Source organism: Corynebacterium aurimucosum (genome assembly GCF_030408555.1).
Lineage (GTDB): Bacteria > Actinomycetota > Actinomycetes > Mycobacteriales > Mycobacteriaceae > Corynebacterium > Corynebacterium aurimucosum.
The window spans coordinates 982,267-999,422 of record NZ_CP047048.1 but is presented as its reverse complement, the minus strand read 5'-3'; the positions used below and the strand labels follow the sequence as shown (position 1 = coordinate 999,422).

Below are 17,156 nucleotides of genomic sequence, written 5' to 3'. Positions count from 1 at the left end.
GGCACGGGTAGTCATGAGACGAAAATAGGGTCGGCTTCTGCGTAACCTTCCGACCTTAGCCCGCTAGCTTTGCTGCAAGGCCAGTAATGATGCCGTCCAAGATGTCTTTCTCACTGATGAAGAAAGAACGTGCCTCGCTATTGCGTTCAATCATCGTCATGATGCCCTCAACCGCTACGCATCCGCCGCCGATGACATCCGCGCGTCCAGGGTGGATGACGGGATTGAGAGCACGAACATCCGAAGGCAGACCAATCATCTGACGGATAAGCACCCGCAGGGCGTCGAAGCGCAGCTCGGAGCCATGAATGGAATCAGCATCGTAGCGTTCCATCCCCTGGGCTAGTGCCGACAGAGTCGTAAACGTACCGGCGCAGCCAACGAAGGTCAGGGCTTTATCGATAGGAACGATCTTCTCGACTTCGGCCATGCGCTCGGCCACATAATCCGTAGCGATCTCAATTTCCGCTTCGGTGGGCGGATCATTGCGCATGATGCGCTCGGTAAGACGCACACAGCCCATTTGCGCTGAGTGGGAACCGAGAATCTCACCGTCGATGGTGCCAACGACGAACTCCGTCGAACCACCACCCAAATCGATAACGCAGTATGGGCCCTCTTCAGAATGCAGGTCCCCCACCGCTCCGGTAAAGGACAGCAGTGCTTCCTCCTCGCCGGAGATAACCTCCGCACGAGCACCAGACTGGACTTGACCGAGCAGTTCCTCAGTCATGTCAAAGAATTCGCGGTGATTTTTTGCATCGCGGGTGGCTGAGGTGGCTACCATGCGCACGCGCTCGACCTTCTCAAACTTCATCTGTTTGACGTAGCCCTCGAGCGCCGCGCGGGTCCGTGCAAGGGCCTCTGGTTCAAACTCACCGGTGGCATCGACGCCCTGTCCGAGACGAACGATCTCCATCGTGCGGGAGATGTCGCGGATCTTTCCATCTTCCTGAATCTCACTAATGAGCAGACGAATGGAGTTGGTTCCGCAGTCGACAGCAGCGACGCGAGTCATAAGGCTAGCCTTTCTCTTAACCGGCGTTAGAAAAATCGAACTGGGCCATATCAATGCCCAGGTCCCCCACGGTGGGCCAATCCTCTGGGATGGCACTTCCTCGAAGTTTACCGTGTTCTGCGGCCATCGCTACGGCTTCGGTGCCGAAACGTACGCGGCCTGGCCCCTCCGCCAGGGCATACGCGATGAGGACGTGAAGGCACTTCACGCGCTCAGGCATTCCACCACCGGAAAAGTCAGTGCCTAGGTCTTCCATGGCGTTGCGGGTTGCCAGGTAGTGTTCATGCGCGGCTTGATAATCCTTCTGCAGGTCCTCGTCCTCTGCAAGGCGCTGCTCCATCCATTTCATGACATGGGCAACCTCAAGGCGCGATGCCTCAGCAGTCAAGCGCGGATCGGTGAGGTAATAAAGGGTGGGAAACGGGGTGCCGTCGGGAAGCTTAGGCGCGGTCTTAATAACCGCCGGGGCTCCGTCCGGAGTGCGGTATGCAATGTCCACGACGCCGCGTGGGGTGCGGCCCAGTTGTTCGCGGACGACTTTAAGATCAGCATCGGTCACGGTCATAGGAACCATTGTGACACGGAGGAATGGTTGAGTCCTATTCAGCAGGGGCTTGCGGTTGATTCTCTGCTTCTTCCGCTACAGAATCCCACAACACCGCGTACCACTCGCGGTCATCGGTATCCTCGCGACGCTCCGAGGTTACCGTGTCACCCGAGTCCATGCGCGGATCCATAATGCGGAAGGCCGTTTCACCCTCATCCATCACACCGAACCGGCGACGCGCCTCCTGCTTGACGTACTCCTCCGAGTTGTACTTATCAATCTCGGTGAGGAGCTCATCCTTATGGGCCTGCTTGGCGGCAATAGAGCTTTCTAGGCGGGCAATTTCTGACTGGCCGTGGTAGTAATTGCGCAGCGGGACAGCAATGGATAACAAGACTACGAGAATAACGGCAATGATCACACCGACGCCCAGAATGTCCAGGCCTTTAGGCTGGACCGGGGTCTTCTTCCGCTTGGTGCGCTGCGCATCGCGGGCACGCGTGTGTACCGGAACGGTGTTCCGGCGCTTCGTACGAGGAGAAATAGTGCGTGCCATCGGGAAGCCATTGTATCCCGGACCGGCCCCAGTGCTGTGCGGCGCGCGTCGTGTCTCAGAAATAACACGTGTCACAGAAGTTCAAATTCCGTTCCGGAACGTGCTCCGCGTCAACTTGGGCTCTGCAGCTACCCTCCCAACGCAAAAGGTGCCACAGTTTCCTGTGACACCTTCTGAACTAGCGCTAGCTCAGCGGACAGTCCGAGAAGACTGCCACTAGAGGCTAGTGGCAAACTTAGCCCTGAAAGCGCGGAAATGCGGAGCGGCCGGCGTAAACAGCGGCATCGCCCAGCTCCTGCTCAATACGCAGCAGCTGGTTGTACTTGGCTACGCGCTCAGAGCGGGCCGGAGCACCCGTCTTGATCTGGCCACAGTTCAGGGCGACTGCGAGGTCAGCAATGGTGGTGTCCTCGGTCTCACCGGAGCGATGGGACATCATGGTGCGGTAGCCGTTGCGGTGAGCCAGCTCGACAGCGTCAAAGGTCTCGGTCAGGGTACCAATCTGGTTGACCTTGACCAGCAGAGCGTTAGCAGCCTTCTTGTCGATACCCTCCTGGAGGCGTGCCGGGTTGGTGACAAAGAAATCATCGCCGACGATCTGAACCTTGTCACCGATAGTCTCGGTGAGCTTGGTGTAGCCCTCCCAGTCATCTTCCTGCAGCGGGTCCTCAATGGACACGATCGGGTACTTAGCAACGAGCTCCTCGTAAACCTTGGCCATCTCCTCAGCAGTGTGCTCGCCGCCCTCGAAGTGGTACTTGCCGTCCTTGAAGAACTCGGAGGAAGCAACGTCTAGTGCCAGAGCAACGTCCTTGCCCGGCTCGAAGCCAGCCTTCTTGATTGCGTCAACGATGAGGTCGAGCGCTGCCTTGGTGGACTCGACAGACGGAGCGAAGCCGCCCTCGTCACCCAGACCGGTGGACAGGCCCTTGTCCTTGATGACGTTCTTGAGTGCGTGGTAAACCTCAGTGCCCTGACGCAGCGCCTCGGAGAAGGACTCCGCGCCAATCGGAGCGATCATGAACTCCTGGACGTCCACGCCGGAGTCAGCGTGGGAGCCACCGTTGAGAATGTTCATCATAGGAACGGGCAGGACGTGGGCGTTCGGGCCACCGACGTAACGGTAGAGCGGCAGGCCAGCGGACTCGGCAGCGGCCTTAGCTGCTGCGATGGAAACGCCCAGGATGGCGTTGGCGCCGAGGCGAGACTTGTTCTCAGTGCCGTCCAGCTTGATCAGGGCCTGGTCAATGAGACGCTGGTCATCGGCCTCGAAGCCGGCAAGTTCATCAGCGATCTCTTCGTTGACGTTCTCAACGGCCTTAAGAACGCCCTTACCCAAGTAGCGGTCACCACCGTCGCGCAACTCGTGAGCCTCGTGAACACCGGTGGAAGCGCCAGACGGAACGCCGGCGACACCGCGTGCGCCATCGTCGAGGAAGACTTCAGCCTCAACGGTGGGGTTGCCGCGGGAATCAAGAATTTCGCGTGCCATTACGTGGATGATGTCAGCCATGCTGCTTTCACTCCTATAGAGCCAAATTGATCTTGGTTTGTGTTCTGGGAGGTGCTCCCAAACCACCTGCAGCCAATTGTTCCAGAAAACTTCGGAACGTGTCGGGCTTAAACGGACAACGTGACAAAGATCTAGGAAGAAACTAGGACGTCGCAGGCTGTTCAATGGCGTAGGAATTCGCCGCTGCCGCCACTTTACGCAGGTAGTCCTCCGATTGGTTGTAGTTGAGGACGGCTGAGCGCCAGCCTTCCGGCGTGGAAAGGTCCCTATCCCCAAAACACAACAATGCGGCGGCACCTAGCGCAGCATCATCAATCTGGTTGGGATCAGCCACCCCATCGCCATTGGCATCACGACCTAAATGCTCCCACGAAGAAGCGATAAATTGCATCGGTCCGACGGCGCGATCAAAGTCGGTATCGCCGTCAATCACGCCGCCATCACTATCCGGAACCATGGTGGTGTTGTTCGTACCATCGAGAGGTATACCCACGATGGGTGGGTCGGGGTAGCCGTTCTCATCGAGTGTAGAACGGTGAAAGAGATTGCCGTTATAGGTCCCGTGACGGCTTTCAACCCAACCGATCCCCGCAAGGGTATTCCAGCGCAGATTACAGTTCGGCCAGGACTCCCGCGCAATCAACTCCGCATTGCCATAGGCCCGCAAGGCTTGATCGGGGATGCTGGTGGCATCAGCAAGCTGGTCGGACCACCACGTCAATTTATCCGCCGTGCGCCCCGGACTGTCGACATCAATATTGGGCACTTCTGCCCCGCCGACCGGTGGAAGATCCTCTGGGACAGGGGAAAGCTGCCGGAACGGGGATGGCTTACCCAGGAAGGAAAGACTCCAGGCCACCAGGGAAATGATCAGAATGATGGCTAAGACAATTCCAAGGCCACAGCCCCCGATCCTCCTAAGCCCCTGCGTCATAAAGGTGAATACTACAGCCCGTTGCGCGAAGGGGGTCTAGCGACACAGAGGGCGCAACGAGGCGACTATATAGGCACGGCCTACGAAATTTGCGAAACAATAGTTATGTCAAAATGTTCCCACGCGTAACATTCTGCGCTACACTGCAGCGTTGAACAGAGAGCCGAGGCCCCGCTGGTGCTCCACGTTCTATCACCGTCCGTTCTAGAAACGTGCTTTTCTTTTAATCAAGGAGTTCCATGTCCATCCGTCGTATCCTCGCTAGTGCTTCCGCCATTGTTACTCTGGGTGCCATCGCACCCGCTACCGCCTCCGCCGCTTCCCTCACTGAGCTGGGCGGCTTCCTTTCCCAGGGCATCCAGTCGGCTGACTGCAACACCCTGCGCAGCACCCTCACACTCATCGATCAAAGCACCGAAGGCGAGCTTCTGACTCCGGATACCACCCGCAACCAGCTTTCAAAGAACCTCACTGCACTGGGCAACTCCAAGGAGCTCGGTCCGCTGGCCTTTGCCGCGGTGAAGTACGCCGGCCAGACCGCTGACCGCGCTCTCGAGTGCAAGATTGTCAAGGAAGACACCATCGCCACCGGCGGCACGGGTCTATCCTCCAAGATTGCTGACTATGCTCCCCTGCTATCTTCCATGATCCAGAAGGACTAGTCCTTCTTTTCTCGGGCCTTACCTTCAGCCCACAGGCGCTCCTGTTCCTCTACCCCCACGATGTCCTCTGAGCCATCAAAAAGGTAGGGCGCGCGGGAGCGCATTTTGTTGACGAAAGACATCGCAACATCATCAAGGTTGAAGGCCCCACGGCGCGCCGCGATTTCGGCGTGGAAGAGGATCTGCAGGAAGACATCGCCCAATTCCTTAAGCAACTCAGCATCCGAAGCATGCTCCCGCACCGCCTCGGCAAACTCACCGGACTCTTCCTCCATATATGGCAGCAGGGTCTCGTGGGTTTGGTCGCGCTCCCACTCCCCTATGCGCCGCGCGCGCATCATCACCTCGCGCGCCTGCCACATCGGATCCTCCAAGGAAGGGGCGAGGATGAGCTCCGCGTGGGCGTCGATAAGCGCGCGCACCTGCGGATGGGAGGGGTCCGTGCTCACCACAACACCGTGGCCTGCAGGATCCTCACCGCTCAGTAACTGGTCGAAGTCCCAGCGAACTTTCACAGGAACTTCATCGGTAAAAACAACAGGTCCCTGCAGTTTTCCAACGGCCTCCATGGGTATTAGGGTGGGCCAGCGCGGATCTAACAACAGGACAGTCATAAGCAACGAGTATAGGTCCCGGGCCCTATGAACATTCGCTGCAGTTGCACAAAAGCCCGCCTAAAGGGGTACTTTTAACCAATGACCACTTCCAATCTCACCGAATCGCCGCGCACGCACTCCGTGACGCTGTGGACGCTCGTCGCGCTCATCATCGGTTCCACGGTGGGCGCCGGAATCTTCTCTCTTCCGCAAAACATCGCCTCCGTGGCCGGCCCTGGTGCCATGCTCATCGGCTGGCTCATTGCTGGCGTGGGCATGCTCTCTGTTGCCTTCGTTTTTCAGATCCTGGCTCACCGCAAGCCACATCTCGACTCCGGCGTGTACTCCTATGTCCGTGCCGGCTTGGGTGATTTCATCGGCTTTACCTCTGGTTGGGGCTACTGGCTCGGCTCCGTGATGGCGCAGGTGGGCTACGCCACCCTATTTTTCAACACTATCGGCCACTACGTCCCTTTCTTTGACGCCGACCACCGCTGGGTTTCTGCCATCGCAGTGTCTTTGTTGTCCTGGGGTATCTTTGCTGTTCTCGCACGCGGGATTAAGCAGGCGGCCATCATGAACATGGTGACGTCCGTAGCCAAGATTGTGCCCATCCTGGCCTTCATCATCATCCTCGCTTTCGTGGGTTTTAGCTGGGACAAGTTCACCTTGGATATCTGGGGCAAGACTTCCGATAAGTCCCTCTTCGAGCAGGTACAGGGCATCATGCTCTTTACCGTGTGGGTCTTCATCGGCGTAGAGGGTGCATCCGTGTACTCGAAGCAGGCCCGCACCCGTTCCGACGTCGGCCGTGCCACCGTCATCGGCTTCATCAGCGTCTTGGCGCTGCTGGTCTCCGTGTCCACGCTGAGCTTCGGTGTACTCACCCAGGAGGAGCTCGCCGCGCTGCCGGATAACTCGATGGCCTCCGTGCTCACCGCCGCCGTGGGTGAATGGGGTGGTGCGCTCATCTCGCTTGGTCTGTGCCTTTCTGTGCTTGGTGCCTACGTGTCCTGGCAGATGCTGTGCGCAGAGCCGATCGTCATGATGGCTGTCGATGGCCTTCTCCCCCGCAAGATCGGCACCGTGAACATTGCCGGCGCGCCATGGGTAGCGCAGCTGATTTCCACGCTGACGATTCAGCTCTTCGTCATTATCTTTTTCCTCAACGAGACCTCTTATAACGCCATGGTGCAGCTAGCTACAATCATGTACCTGCTGCCCTACATCTTCTCCTCGCTGTACCTAGTTCTCTTGGCCGTGCGCGGCAAGGGCCTAACGCACCCACATGCCGGGGTGCGTTTCGACATCTCGGGCCCGGAGGTGAGCCGCCGCGAAAATCGCCGACACTTTTTCATCGGCTTGGTCGCCTTCATCTACTCACTGTGGCTCATCTACGCTGCTGACCCGGTCTACGTGCTGCTTGGTGCACTGGCCGTGGTCCCCAGCATGATTCCTTACGTGGCTACCCGCCTGTACAAGAAGGAACGCGTATTCAACACTTTTGAGTGGTTCGTGGTGGCACTGGTGATTATCGGCGCGGTGGCTGCGGTGTGGGGCTTGGGCACCGGCCGCCTCGTGCTCTAGAAGGCCTCGGGCTCCGAGCGGTGTGACAGGACTGCATACACGATGCAGCTGGTCAGCCAGAGCACGTGGCCGATGGCGCTGATAACGAGGAAAATGCCGCCGGTAATTTCGGCCGCTTCCTCGTTGCCGGACCACCACGTCGGCACGGTGGCTGGCCCAATATCCCCGAAATCGGGCAGGTTGGCATTGCCCACAATGAAGCCGATAAACAGCAATGCCATTGACACCCACGCCCACTCCAACCGGCTTGGGTAATCAGCGCGGATGAATAGCGGGAGTAACCCGAGCAACACCCAAATGCCAACTAGGAAGATCCCAAACATCACCAACATGAAGGTGAGCCAGCCGCCGTTCTCACCGCCTAACTTGATAACCAGGGAGACGGGGATACTGAACAACGCCGCGAACATCCACACCACCATCATGATGATTCGGGGATTAGCTCTACTCGGCCCACTGTGGTTGTTCGCGGCGTTCATTATTTTTCTCCTACGCTAATGACGTTCTTTTTAGTCTTAGCACCGCTGACGTCAACGCGCTCGAGTTCGAACATCGATGCCAAGAAATCCGCCATCCACTGCAGGAGTTCAATGTCTCGCAGCTTGGGGTCGGTGACATTGCGGCCAGCCTTGGGGAAGTTGAGCTGGATGGCCTTGGCCGCCGCGCGGTAATTGGAGCCCGGGAAGAGGCGCTTGAGGCGTACTTGTTTCGAATCCGTCAATTCCACCGGGTGGACCTTAATGCGCGTGCCCTGCACCGTGATATCGCTGACCCCGGCCCGGCGGGCCTGGTGGCGCAGGCGCGCTACCGCGAGAAGGCGTTCCACAGGCTCCGGGACAGGCCCGTAACGGTCCTGCATTTCTTCCACCACGTGTGCCAAGTCTGCGTTGTCTTTGGAGGCTGCCAGCTTGCGGTAAACCTCCAGGCGCAGCCGCTCGGAGTTGATATAGGACTCCGGGATATGAGCATCCACCGGCAGGTCGATGCGGATTTCCTTTGGCCCTTCGTCCGTGACCACGGGGGTCTCACCGCGGGCAAGCGCTTTGAAGGTCTCTACGGCCTCGCCCACAAGGCGCACGTAGAGATCGAAGCCCACACCGGCGATATGGCCGGACTGCTCGGCGCCCAGCACGTTGCCGGCACCGCGCATTTCAAGGTCCTTCATAGCCACGGCCATGCCCGCGCCCAAATCGTTGTTCTGGGCGATGGTGGCCAGACGGTCATAGGAAGTCTCCGTCAGCGTGGCGCCCTTCGGGTAGAGGAAGTAGGCGTAGCCGCGCTCGCGGGAGCGGCCCACGCGCCCGCGCAGCTGGTGGAGCTGGGACAGGCCCATGTGGTGAGCGTTTTCCACGATGAGGGTATTCGCATTAGCGATATCCAGGCCGGTTTCCACGATGGTGGTACACACCAGCACGTCGAATTCGCGGTCCCAGAAACCTTGGACGGTGCGCTCAAGCACGTCCTCGTTCATCTGGCCGTGTGCCACGACGATTCGGGCTTCCGGCACTAGGTCCCGCAGTTCGCGGGCCTTCTTTTCGATGTCAGCGACTTTGTTGTGGATGAAGAAGACTTGGCCGTCGCGCAGCAGCTCACGGCGGATAGCCGCGGCCACCTGCTTATCCTCGTACGCACCCACATAGGTCAGGACCGGGTGACGGTCCTCCGGTGGGGTCAAAATCGTAGACATTTCACGGATGCCTGCCATGGACATCTCCAAGGTGCGCGGAATCGGGGTCGCGGACATGGTGAGCACGTCCACGCTGGCCTTCAGCGCCTTGATGTGCTCCTTGTGCTCCACGCCAAAGCGCTGCTCCTCATCCACCACAATGAGGCCTAGGTTCTTCCAGTGCACGCCTGTTTGCAGCAGGCGGTGCGTGCCGATGACGATATCCACGGAACCATCCGCCAAACCGGAGAGAATCTCCTTGGACTCCTTGGCCGAAGTAAAGCGCGAGAGCACCTCGATATCCACTGGGAAGCCCTGCATGCGCTCGCGGAAGGTATCGGCGTGCTGTTGCGCCAGCAGGGTCGTGGGCACAAGGACCGCCACCTGCTTACCATCTTGCACCGCCTTGAAGGCTGCGCGCACTGCCACCTCGGTCTTGCCATAGCCCACATCACCAACGACCACGCGGTCCATCGGCACCGTGGATTCCATATCTTCCTTGACGGCATCGATGGCCAGCATTTGGTCTTCCGTCTCGATGAAGGGGAAGTTATCCTCCATCTCCGCCTGCCACGGGGTATCGGGCCCAAACTGGTGGCCCGGTGCTGCCTGGCGCTTGGCATAAAGCTCCACCAGCTCACCGGCGATCTCACGCACCGCGGCGCGCGCCTTCTTCTTAGTGTTCTTCCAATCCGAGCCGCCCATCTTGGACAGCGTCGGTGCCTCACCACCGGTGTATTTGCTCAGAAGATCCAACGAATCCATGGGTACCCACAGCTGGTCGGCAGGCTGCCCGCGCTTGGATGCCGCATACTCCAGCACGATGTACTCGCGGCGGGAGGTCTCATCACCGGATTGGACGGTGCGCTCGGCCATCTTGAGGAATTTGCCGATGCCATGGGTCTCATGCACCACGTAGTCGCCCTGCTTCAAGGCGAGGGGATCCACGCGGTTGCGGCGCTTTGCTGGGCGACGCTTCGCCCCCGCAATATCGCCCACCCGGTTACCCGTGAGATCCGTTTCCGTGATGACGACCAACGGCAACGCCTCAGCGTCCTTGAGCTTGCGCACCTTCGGGAACACCAGACCTGCATGGGACAAGGCCTGGTAGAGGGTGACCTCACCAGGACTCGGCTCCCACCCAGGAGTGGCCACCTTGGTGGGAATGCCCTTTTCCGCGAAGCGCTCCACCATGCGTTTGATCGCACCCTGCGCAGGGGCAATGAAGGCGGCACGCCCGCCGGCCGTGGTATGCGCCAGAAGCTGCGCCATCATGGCATCAATCTCTGGGATATCACCGCGCGGGGTTGGTCCGGGTTCAAAGTCCAGCGGCAGGGTCTCCGACTCCGCGGCGGCGAACATCCCCGGAGGGGCGAAAGTCCACAACGGGGCCTCGATATTCCGGCACGTCGCCTCCAAGGACTCATAGGAGCGATAACTCGACGCCGAGGTATCCAAGCCCTCGGCCGCCAGCGGGCCATCCGCACCCATTGCGGCGGCCTCCCAGCCAGCAGCCAAGAACTCGGCATCGGTGGATTCCAAGTCTGCAATACGGGTGCGGATTTTCTCCGGCGCCACAAGCAGCACGTGCGTGCCCGGGGCAAGCAGTTCGGGGAGGGTGACAAAGGGGGCGTCGGCAAGCACCGCCAGCACAGCTTCCATACCTTCGGCTGGGATGTGCTCCCCCACTTTGGTCAACAGCTCTGCCAGCGCTGCGTTGCCCCCAAACTTCTGCGCCAGCTCGCGGGCACGCGCGGCGACCTCATTAGTGATCGGCAGCTCGCGGGCGGGATAGATGGCCACCTCACCCACCTCGATCTCGGGGATGGCACGCTGGTCAGCCACGGAGAACTGACGAATATCCGTAATCTCATCGCCCCAGAACTCCACACGCACCGGGTAATCAGAGGTGGTGGGGAAAACATCGAGAATGCCGCCGCGCGTGGCGTACTCACCGCGCTTGGCCACCATGTCCACGTGTTTGTAGGCGCGAAACTCCAGCTCCGACAGGATATGCGCGAGCTCGTGTTCATCCTCTTCCTTGAGGAAGATAGGTTCCCGGCCCTCCACCTTGCTCAGGATGGGCTGGCAGTACCCGCGGGCGGAGGTCACCACGACCTGGGCTTTGCCCGCCCCCACCAGGTCGAGCACACGCGCGCGCTTGCCGACGATATCCGCGGCCGGCGACAGCCTCTCATGCGGAAGCGTCTCCCAGGCCGGGAAATAAGCCACCTTATCCCCCAGCATGGCCGTCAGCTCCGCGGTGAGATCCTCCGCCTCGCGCCCGGAAGCGGTCACCACCAGCACCGGCGCGTGGTGCGCCAAGGTACCGATGGCCCAGGGGCGGGCCTGGTCGATGCCAGTAATGTGCAATGAGGCTTCCCCCACTTGGGAGGCGAGGCCTTTAAGTTTCGGATCTGAGGCGGCTACCTTGAGCAGCCCGCCCAGCATCGGCGTTGCCACCTACTTAGCTCCCTTCAACTTCGGTGCTGCTTCCATGCCGGAAAGACCATTCCAGCACAAGTTAACGATGTGCGCTGCGACGGTCTCCCGCGAAGGTTCGCGCACGTCCAACCACCACTGCGCTGTGGTGGCCACCATGCCGACGAGCGCCTGGCCATAGAGCACCGCCAGCTCGGGGTCGAGACCACGGTGTTCGAAGGCCTCACCGAGGATATGCGCAATCTGATTTACCGCCGTGTTCAACAACGTGGAAAAGCTACGCTCCTCTCCCGGCTTGGAGTCACGCACGAGGATCAAGAAACCATCGGTCTCCTCCTCCACGTAGGTCAGCAAGGCGACGACCCCCTGCTCGATGCGCTCGCGCCACGACCCTGTCTGCAGTGAATCCGTCACAACCCTCTCTAACGCGACAAGCTCGCGGTCGATGACGACAGCATAGAGGCCTTCCTTGCCTCCAAAGTGCTCATAGACCACCGGCTTGGACACACCAGCGCGTGCTGCAATGTCCTCGACGCTGGCACCATCGAAGCCGCGTTCTGCGAAGGCCGCACGTCCTATGGAGATCAACTGCTCACGGCGCTCACGCCCGGTCATCCTTTGTCGAACCATGCCTTCTACTGTATCTCCCCCACTGGACATGGCCCGCACCAGCTAAAAGTAGCCCACTAGCACGGCGATAAAGAGGGTTGGCCACCTGTTTAGGTCTGATACACCCCCGTCAGGTAACATGTCTCCCAGCGCTCATAATGTGAGCGCGTTTCCCCATGGTGTAATCGGCAACACTACGGTTTTTGGTACCGTCATTCTAGGTTCGAGTCCTGGTGGGGAAGCAAGATAAAACACCGTTCTACCTGTATTGACATAGGAGAGCGGTGTTTCGTTATGACTTTGACGACTGTAAAAAGACTCGTTAGCGAGACTCTTTCCGCGTGCATCATCACACAGCGGTAGACGGAGGTGGCAGCAGAGAAAACGGCAGTTGCGTCCGGCTGCTCACTACAGCTCCAATCCCGCCTATTCCTCTCATATATTGTGTAACTCAGGCAGACGAACCATAGAAAAGGTACGGTATGAGCCATGACGATGTTCCACTCCACGGTGCGCGGGATGGACAAGATCACCTTCAGCCACTCGGGTCAGGTAGACAAGGCCCTATCGGTCGCCCGTCGCAGCACTCAGACCCGACAGACCCGCGTATTCAACCAAATTGGCGGCAGGATCAGCCGCCAAATCAACCGGCAATCCCAGGGATCGACGGGCAATTAATCGAATATGGCCCTATTATCGGCCATACGTACGCCGGCCCAATTCCTCCACCTCACATCATCAACGGTTACGAGAAAATTCAACCAGGGCTTGGCAAGCGGATTCTGGATGATGCTCACGAAGACACAATTGCGGATCGGCTGATCACTCAGAAGGCGTTCGATCACGCTCTTTGGGAGGCCAAGGCTGGCTTTCGCGTCGCCGCGTTCATTACATTCGCTTCCATTGCCGGAATCTTCTGCTGTTTGCTCTTTCTGGAGCCACCAGAGTCTTTCGTCGGCGCCGCGATCCTTGGCTTAGCATCCCTTACTCCTCTCGTGAGGACTTTCCTCAACCGAGACCAACAAAAGCCTGTGGCTAGCGAACTTGCTGTAAATCCCGAGGAAAATAAACAGGTCTAGTCAAAACCAAGAAAACAGCAGTCAATAGGAGCTGTAGATAGGCCGAGAACCTATTTACGTTTTCTGCGCCCTCGCCTAAAGCCCCTAATTTCAGCTTTCCGCGCAATCGAAGCCACCTGCGCCGCGGTGTAGTTCAAGGGGGCAATGCCGGCTCGCGGAAGCACCCATCCGCGCCAATACGCCATAACTGCTAAGCCAAAGCCCACAAAAGGTGAGATGACCATGCCGAGGGCAAACTGGTCGAAATACGCGAAGGATGCCATCACGATTCCTGTAAGCACCGCCGGCACGGCATAGAGCGGGCTGCCGCCAAAGACCGAGGGAATCTGGCCGGAAGCAACATCGCGCACCATTCCACCGCCCACTGCGGTCAAGACGCCCAAGAATACGCAGGCAATAAACGGCATTCCATGAGTCAGCGCCTTCACGCAGCCAGTTGTGCACCACACACCCAAGATGACAGCATCCGCGTGCTCGAGGAAGATCTCCCAGGCCTTGCCCTTTAGGTCCGTCAAGAAAGCAATGAGCGCGCCCACACACGCCAGCGTGAGATACAGCGGATCAGAGATAGCCGCTGCCGGACCGCTGGCGATCAGCATGTCACGGATCATGCCGCCCGCCAGCGCCGAAAAGAGCGCCAGAAAGACGAAGCCAATAATGTCGAATTCCCTACGGCGTGCAATCGTGCCGCCAATAATGCCGTTGAGCACAACACCGATGAGGTCAAAGACCTGGTACAGGGAATGGATGAGTGGGTCGACGTCCTGAATCACAGATACTGACCATAGCGCACTGCTCACATATTGATGGTGGATTTGTTTCAGTTCACACTATCGCCAGGCTCGTGTCGTCCCAGAGCGCCCTACTCGTCCCCTCTTGGTGGCCGCTATTCCCAAAAGTGCAGACGTGGAAGTGCAGACATGCAGGGCGGAATCAAGCGGTGGATGCGCCACGCTTGAATAGTTCGTTAAGTATTTCACGTGGGGTTGCGCCGCCGAGGATTTGTCGGGGTGTTTCGTTGAGCTCATTTTGTACCCACGCGACATGTTCGGGTGTGACGGTGGCAAAGTCGGTGCCTTTTTTGTAGAACCGGCGCCTGATCTCGCCGTTGGTGTTCTCGTTGGTTGGTCTCTGCCACGGTGAGTGCGGGTCGCAGAAAAACACCTGGCAGCCGTCTTTGATCTGGACCTGTGCTGTGACAGCCATTTCTGCCCCTTGGTCCCATGTGATGGTTTTTAGCTGCTCGATGTTGAGGTCTTTGACCATGTCCTGCAAGGTTGCGACCACGGTTTGTGAACTGTGCTCATCGGGGAGGTGTCCAAGCAGGGTGTAGCGGCTGGTGCGCTCTACTAGGGTAATCAGTGCGCTTTTGCCGCCTTTACCAATGACAAGGTCGCCCTCCCAGTGCCCGGGGATAGCCCTGTCATCAGCTTCCGGGTTGCGGTGGGTGATCTCAGCACCTTTGATCCAAGGGCGACCGGTTAACACGCCAGCGTTTCGGGCACGACTCTTGCGTGTTGCGCCGCCGCGGATAAGTACGTCTTTAGTCTTCATGACTTCTTCAAGCTCGGCTCGCAGGCTGCCTTTACCTTGAATGTATAAGGCACTGTAGATCGCTTCGTGGGAAATACGCATGCTTTCATCATCGCTGAAAGCATGCTCAAGCCATGCACTAATGCGCCCAGGTGACCACCTGCGGGCAAGGCAATCGATCACTACACCCCGAAGCGTTGGGCTTTCATCGAGCTTGCGTAGTTTTGGCCGCACCATCCGACCAGCAGTAGAAACAGCAGCGTTGTGGGCGTTATACCGCAGCTGCTCTGTGCCGTCCTCATCGATAATCTTCCAACCATTACGGGTGATTTCACGGGCGACGACACTGTGGTGCCTATTTATTTTCTGTGCGATAGCACGTGCCGAATCACCGACACGACATCCCGCTTCAATAGCAACACGGTCTTCAACAGTAAGCCTGCGACCACGCCCTACTAAGGCGTGTTTGTCGAATACGCCGCTAGGAAATCCATCAATGGCTTGAGCTTTCTGGGGTTGCCCGCAAATCGTGGACACGTAGTGGAGCTACCTAGTGGTTAGGCAGCTATTTCTTTTCTGCTGTTGATTGCGCCGGTGTGGTTCTCGAAGTCGACGGGGCTGACCATTCCGAGTGCAGAGTGCCGGCGCCGACGGTTGTAGACGACTTCAATCCAGTAGGCAACGGCCTTGCGTGCAGCATCACGGGTAGGCCATCGCTTACGGTCGTAGAATTCAGTCTTTAGCGTCGACCAGAACGACTCAGCCATCGCGTTATCGAAGCACACACCAGTACGCCCCACAGACTGAGCAATGCCCAGTCTGCTGCAGACCTCCCAGAGCTTCTCACTGGTAAATTGCGTTCCGCGGTCAGCGTGAAACACCAGCCCATCAGGAACATCACCGCGCAGTGTATGCGCCATCCGCAGGGCCCGTTCGACCAGGTGTGTGTCTTGCACGCTATCCATAGCCCAGCCCAGCACTCTGCGGGAATGACCATCGCGGACCGCGCACAAGTACAACCAGCCCTCACCGGTGCGAAGGTAGGTAATATCTGACATCCACACTCGGTTGAGCTCACCAGTATCAAACATGCGCTTGACCAGGTCAGGAAGACTCGACTTACGCTTGGCTTGGATTGTAGTCACCGGGACAAAGGCACGCGGTGAAATCCCTTCAATGCCCATCATGCGCATCCGCTTCGCCACAGTCTTACGGTTAAGCGAAATGTGGTAGCGCTCGGCAAGCTCTGCGGTGATCCGCGGAGCACCATAAACCTCATCGGAGTCTTTCCAAATCTGATGAATCTTACGGTCAACATCATCGTAAAATGCTGCCCGATCATCCTTTCCGGATAGTCGTTTCTGCTGCACATGGGCCCATTTGTAGTATCCAGACCGAGATACTTTTAATAGTCGTGCCATGCGCTTGATGCTGTAGTTCGCCTTCTCCTGCTGCATTAGTTCGAACTTTTCTGCTCGCGTTGCCTCAAAGCGAAGAAGGCTGTCGCTTTTGACAAAAACTCGTTATCCATCTTGGCTTCCGCCAACTCACGGCGCAGACGAGCATTCTCAGCACGAAGATCAGCCTCACTCATCCCATCCGAGGCTCCTCGGCGTTCACGCTCGAGTTTGACCCACCGGCCTAAAAGCCCGGCGGAAACACCGATTTCCTTAGCCACATGGGCAATTGGGCGCTCTGACTCGATTACCAGGTTCGCGGCCTCACGCCGGTACTCCGGCGTGTACTTCTTGCGCTGTTGACTCACAATGAACATCCTCTCTTACGGACACAAGATCCGTACAAATAGGGTGTCCACTAAACGAGGGTAACCTCATTTCATCGGTGCTGGCATAACAGTATCTTTACCCAGCTTCTTGCCGGTATCTGGCATAGACACCACCGCCTCATCAGGCGTTCGACGGTGTCGCTGCCGGCGTAATTCCGCATACCGTTGCTTCCTTATCCACTGATACACCGTGGAAGGATGCACACCGACCGCATCAGCCACCGTCTGACAGCTCTCACCAGCAAGCACTCGCTCCACGGCCTGGACACGTTCATCAGGTGACAAGCGGGCGCGTCTAGGCCGTACTTCGATTACACCAGCTTTCTTTAACCTACTGTGAAGCACGCCAGTCGATAATCCAACAGTCTGTGCTGCTTGATTGATCGACATACCTGCACACACCAACCCAACGGCCTCACGGACAAACGGATCACGCAGACGACTCGCACGCCTGCCAGGAGGTTCGACACCTCTTACCCTCAACCATCCGTAAACAGTTTCAGGGCCCACACCGACATCACGCGCGACCAGGCTAACTGCCTCGCCCGCAGCCACTCGCTCAACAGCAGCATCCTTAACATCCTTCGGAGTCCAACGCGTCACAACTACCTCCCGGTCGAAGTGGCGC

15 protein-coding genes and 1 pseudogene are annotated in these 17,156 nt (G+C 58.3%); 3 read left to right on the top strand and 13 right to left on the bottom strand.

Annotated features, from left to right (window positions below; genetic code table 11):
• Nucleotides 1–55: 55 nt before the first annotated feature.
• From CAURIM_RS04725 to CAURIM_RS04705, 5 genes are all read right to left on the bottom strand, one after another.
• Nucleotides 56–1,018 carry a Ppx/GppA phosphatase family protein gene (locus tag CAURIM_RS04725; protein ID WP_201828444.1) on the bottom strand — a complete coding sequence of 321 codons (963 nt, stop codon included), beginning with the start codon at nucleotides 1,016–1,018 and terminating at the stop codon, nucleotides 56–58.
• A 16-nt stretch (nucleotides 1,019–1,034) separates the two neighbouring features.
• Nucleotides 1,035–1,583, bottom strand: coding sequence for a DUF501 domain-containing protein (locus CAURIM_RS04720; protein WP_201828445.1), 549 nt, complete (start codon nucleotides 1,581–1,583; stop codon nucleotides 1,035–1,037).
• Between the two features lie 34 nt (nucleotides 1,584–1,617).
• The gene (locus tag CAURIM_RS04715; protein WP_070646291.1) at nucleotides 1,618–2,121 is read right to left on the bottom strand and encodes an FtsB family cell division protein; all 504 of its coding nucleotides are present in this window, start codon (nucleotides 2,119–2,121) and stop codon (nucleotides 1,618–1,620) included.
• A gap of 235 nt (nucleotides 2,122–2,356) precedes the next feature.
• Nucleotides 2,357–3,634 carry a phosphopyruvate hydratase gene (eno, locus tag CAURIM_RS04710; RefSeq protein WP_070447074.1) on the bottom strand — a complete coding sequence of 426 codons (1,278 nt, stop codon included), beginning with the start codon at nucleotides 3,632–3,634 and terminating at the stop codon, nucleotides 2,357–2,359.
• A gap of 142 nt (nucleotides 3,635–3,776) precedes the next feature.
• A complete protein-coding gene (locus CAURIM_RS04705; RefSeq protein ID WP_201828446.1) occupies nucleotides 3,777–4,568 on the bottom strand; it encodes a lysozyme family protein in 792 nt (263 codons plus the stop codon).
• Nucleotides 4,569–4,807: 239 nt separating this feature from the next.
• Here CAURIM_RS04705 and CAURIM_RS04700 point away from each other — a divergent pair, with 239 nt between their 5' ends.
• Nucleotides 4,808–5,230, top strand: coding sequence for a hypothetical protein (locus CAURIM_RS04700; protein WP_201828447.1), 423 nt, complete (start codon nucleotides 4,808–4,810; stop codon nucleotides 5,228–5,230).
• Here the strand turns inward: CAURIM_RS04700 and CAURIM_RS04695 are convergent.
• The gene (locus CAURIM_RS04695; RefSeq protein WP_201828448.1) at nucleotides 5,227–5,844 is read right to left on the bottom strand and encodes a MazG nucleotide pyrophosphohydrolase domain-containing protein; all 618 of its coding nucleotides are present in this window, start codon (nucleotides 5,842–5,844) and stop codon (nucleotides 5,227–5,229) included. The two genes, CAURIM_RS04700 and CAURIM_RS04695, sit on opposite strands and share 4 nt — an antisense overlap.
• An 81-nt stretch (nucleotides 5,845–5,925) precedes the next feature.
• Here CAURIM_RS04695 and CAURIM_RS04690 point away from each other — a divergent pair, with 81 nt between their 5' ends.
• Entirely contained in the window at nucleotides 5,926–7,413 is a 1,488-nt protein-coding gene (locus CAURIM_RS04690; protein ID WP_070646282.1) for an amino acid permease, read from the top strand.
• Here CAURIM_RS04690 and CAURIM_RS04685 read toward each other — a convergent pair.
• Genes CAURIM_RS04685 through CAURIM_RS04675 form a run of 3 tightly spaced genes read right to left on the bottom strand, consistent with a single transcriptional unit; the run spans nucleotide 7,410 to nucleotide 12,151 of the window.
• The gene (locus CAURIM_RS04685) at nucleotides 7,410–7,892 is read right to left on the bottom strand and encodes a hypothetical protein (protein WP_201828449.1); all 483 of its coding nucleotides are present in this window, start codon (nucleotides 7,890–7,892) and stop codon (nucleotides 7,410–7,412) included. The genes CAURIM_RS04690 and CAURIM_RS04685 overlap by 4 nt on opposite strands.
• A complete protein-coding gene (mfd, locus tag CAURIM_RS04680; RefSeq protein WP_201829600.1) occupies nucleotides 7,892–11,530 on the bottom strand; it encodes a transcription-repair coupling factor in 3,639 nt (1,212 codons plus the stop codon). Before mfd ends, CAURIM_RS04685 begins: the two co-directional genes overlap by 1 nt.
• 12 nt (nucleotides 11,531–11,542) lie before the next feature.
• Nucleotides 11,543–12,151 (bottom strand): TetR/AcrR family transcriptional regulator, encoded by a 609-nt coding sequence (locus tag CAURIM_RS04675; protein WP_201828450.1) that lies wholly within the window; start codon nucleotides 12,149–12,151, stop codon nucleotides 11,543–11,545.
• Nucleotides 12,152–12,612: 461 nt separating this feature from the next.
• On the opposite strand from CAURIM_RS04675, the gene CAURIM_RS04670 reads away from it, so the two are divergent.
• Nucleotides 12,613–13,209 carry a hypothetical protein gene (locus tag CAURIM_RS04670; RefSeq protein ID WP_201828451.1) on the top strand — a complete coding sequence of 199 codons (597 nt, stop codon included), beginning with the start codon at nucleotides 12,613–12,615 and terminating at the stop codon, nucleotides 13,207–13,209.
• A gap of 50 nt (nucleotides 13,210–13,259) precedes the next feature.
• Here the strand turns inward: CAURIM_RS04670 and CAURIM_RS04665 are convergent, their stop codons facing one another.
• From CAURIM_RS04665 to CAURIM_RS12990, 4 genes and pseudogenes are all read right to left on the bottom strand, one after another.
• Complete coding sequence (locus CAURIM_RS04665) at nucleotides 13,260–13,979, bottom strand: trimeric intracellular cation channel family protein (protein ID WP_236659423.1); 720 nt, start codon at nucleotides 13,977–13,979, stop codon at nucleotides 13,260–13,262.
• 163 nt (nucleotides 13,980–14,142) lie between these two features.
• The gene (locus CAURIM_RS04660; RefSeq protein ID WP_236659294.1) at nucleotides 14,143–15,279 is read right to left on the bottom strand and encodes an IS30 family transposase; all 1,137 of its coding nucleotides are present in this window, start codon (nucleotides 15,277–15,279) and stop codon (nucleotides 14,143–14,145) included.
• Between the two features lie 20 nt (nucleotides 15,280–15,299).
• Nucleotides 15,300–16,516, bottom strand: a protein-coding gene (locus tag CAURIM_RS04655; RefSeq protein ID WP_201827686.1) for an IS3 family transposase whose coding sequence is annotated in 2 segments (ribosomal slippage) — nucleotides 15,300–16,255 and nucleotides 16,255–16,516 — 1,218 coding nt in all. Because the reading frame shifts where the segments join, the coding sequence is not laid out codon by codon here.
• A gap of 192 nt (nucleotides 16,517–16,708) precedes the next feature.
• A pseudogene (locus CAURIM_RS12990) lies at nucleotides 16,709–16,918 on the bottom strand (helix-turn-helix domain-containing protein); the annotation flags it as partial.
• Between the last annotated feature and the right edge of the window lie 238 nt (nucleotides 16,919–17,156).

What these genes read in the sequence shown, in the direction of transcription:
- CAURIM_RS04725 (WP_201828444.1), bottom strand. Translation starts at nt 1,018, where the DNA reads ATGACTCGCGTCGCTGCTGTCGACTGCGGAACCAACTCCATTCGTCTG.
- CAURIM_RS04720 (WP_201828445.1), bottom strand. Translation starts at nt 1,583, where the DNA reads ATGACCGTGACCGATGCTGATCTTAAAGTCGTCCGCGAACAACTGGGC.
- CAURIM_RS04715 (WP_070646291.1), bottom strand. Translation starts at nt 2,121, where the DNA reads ATGGCACGCACTATTTCTCCTCGTACGAAGCGCCGGAACACCGTTCCG.
- eno (WP_070447074.1), bottom strand. Translation starts at nt 3,634, where the DNA reads ATGGCTGACATCATCCACGTAATGGCACGCGAAATTCTTGATTCCCGC.
- CAURIM_RS04705 (WP_201828446.1), bottom strand. Translation starts at nt 4,568, where the DNA reads ATGACGCAGGGGCTTAGGAGGATCGGGGGCTGTGGCCTTGGAATTGTC.
- CAURIM_RS04700 (WP_201828447.1), top strand. Translation starts at nt 4,808, where the DNA reads ATGTCCATCCGTCGTATCCTCGCTAGTGCTTCCGCCATTGTTACTCTG.
- CAURIM_RS04695 (WP_201828448.1), bottom strand. Translation starts at nt 5,844, where the DNA reads ATGACTGTCCTGTTGTTAGATCCGCGCTGGCCCACCCTAATACCCATG.
- CAURIM_RS04690 (WP_070646282.1), top strand. Translation starts at nt 5,926, where the DNA reads ATGACCACTTCCAATCTCACCGAATCGCCGCGCACGCACTCCGTGACG.
- CAURIM_RS04685 (WP_201828449.1), bottom strand. Translation starts at nt 7,892, where the DNA reads ATGAACGCCGCGAACAACCACAGTGGGCCGAGTAGAGCTAATCCCCGA.
- mfd (WP_201829600.1), bottom strand. Translation starts at nt 11,530, where the DNA reads ATGCTGGGCGGGCTGCTCAAGGTAGCCGCCTCAGATCCGAAACTTAAA.
- CAURIM_RS04675 (WP_201828450.1), bottom strand. Translation starts at nt 12,151, where the DNA reads ATGGTTCGACAAAGGATGACCGGGCGTGAGCGCCGTGAGCAGTTGATC.
- CAURIM_RS04670 (WP_201828451.1), top strand. Translation starts at nt 12,613, where the DNA reads ATGAGCCATGACGATGTTCCACTCCACGGTGCGCGGGATGGACAAGAT.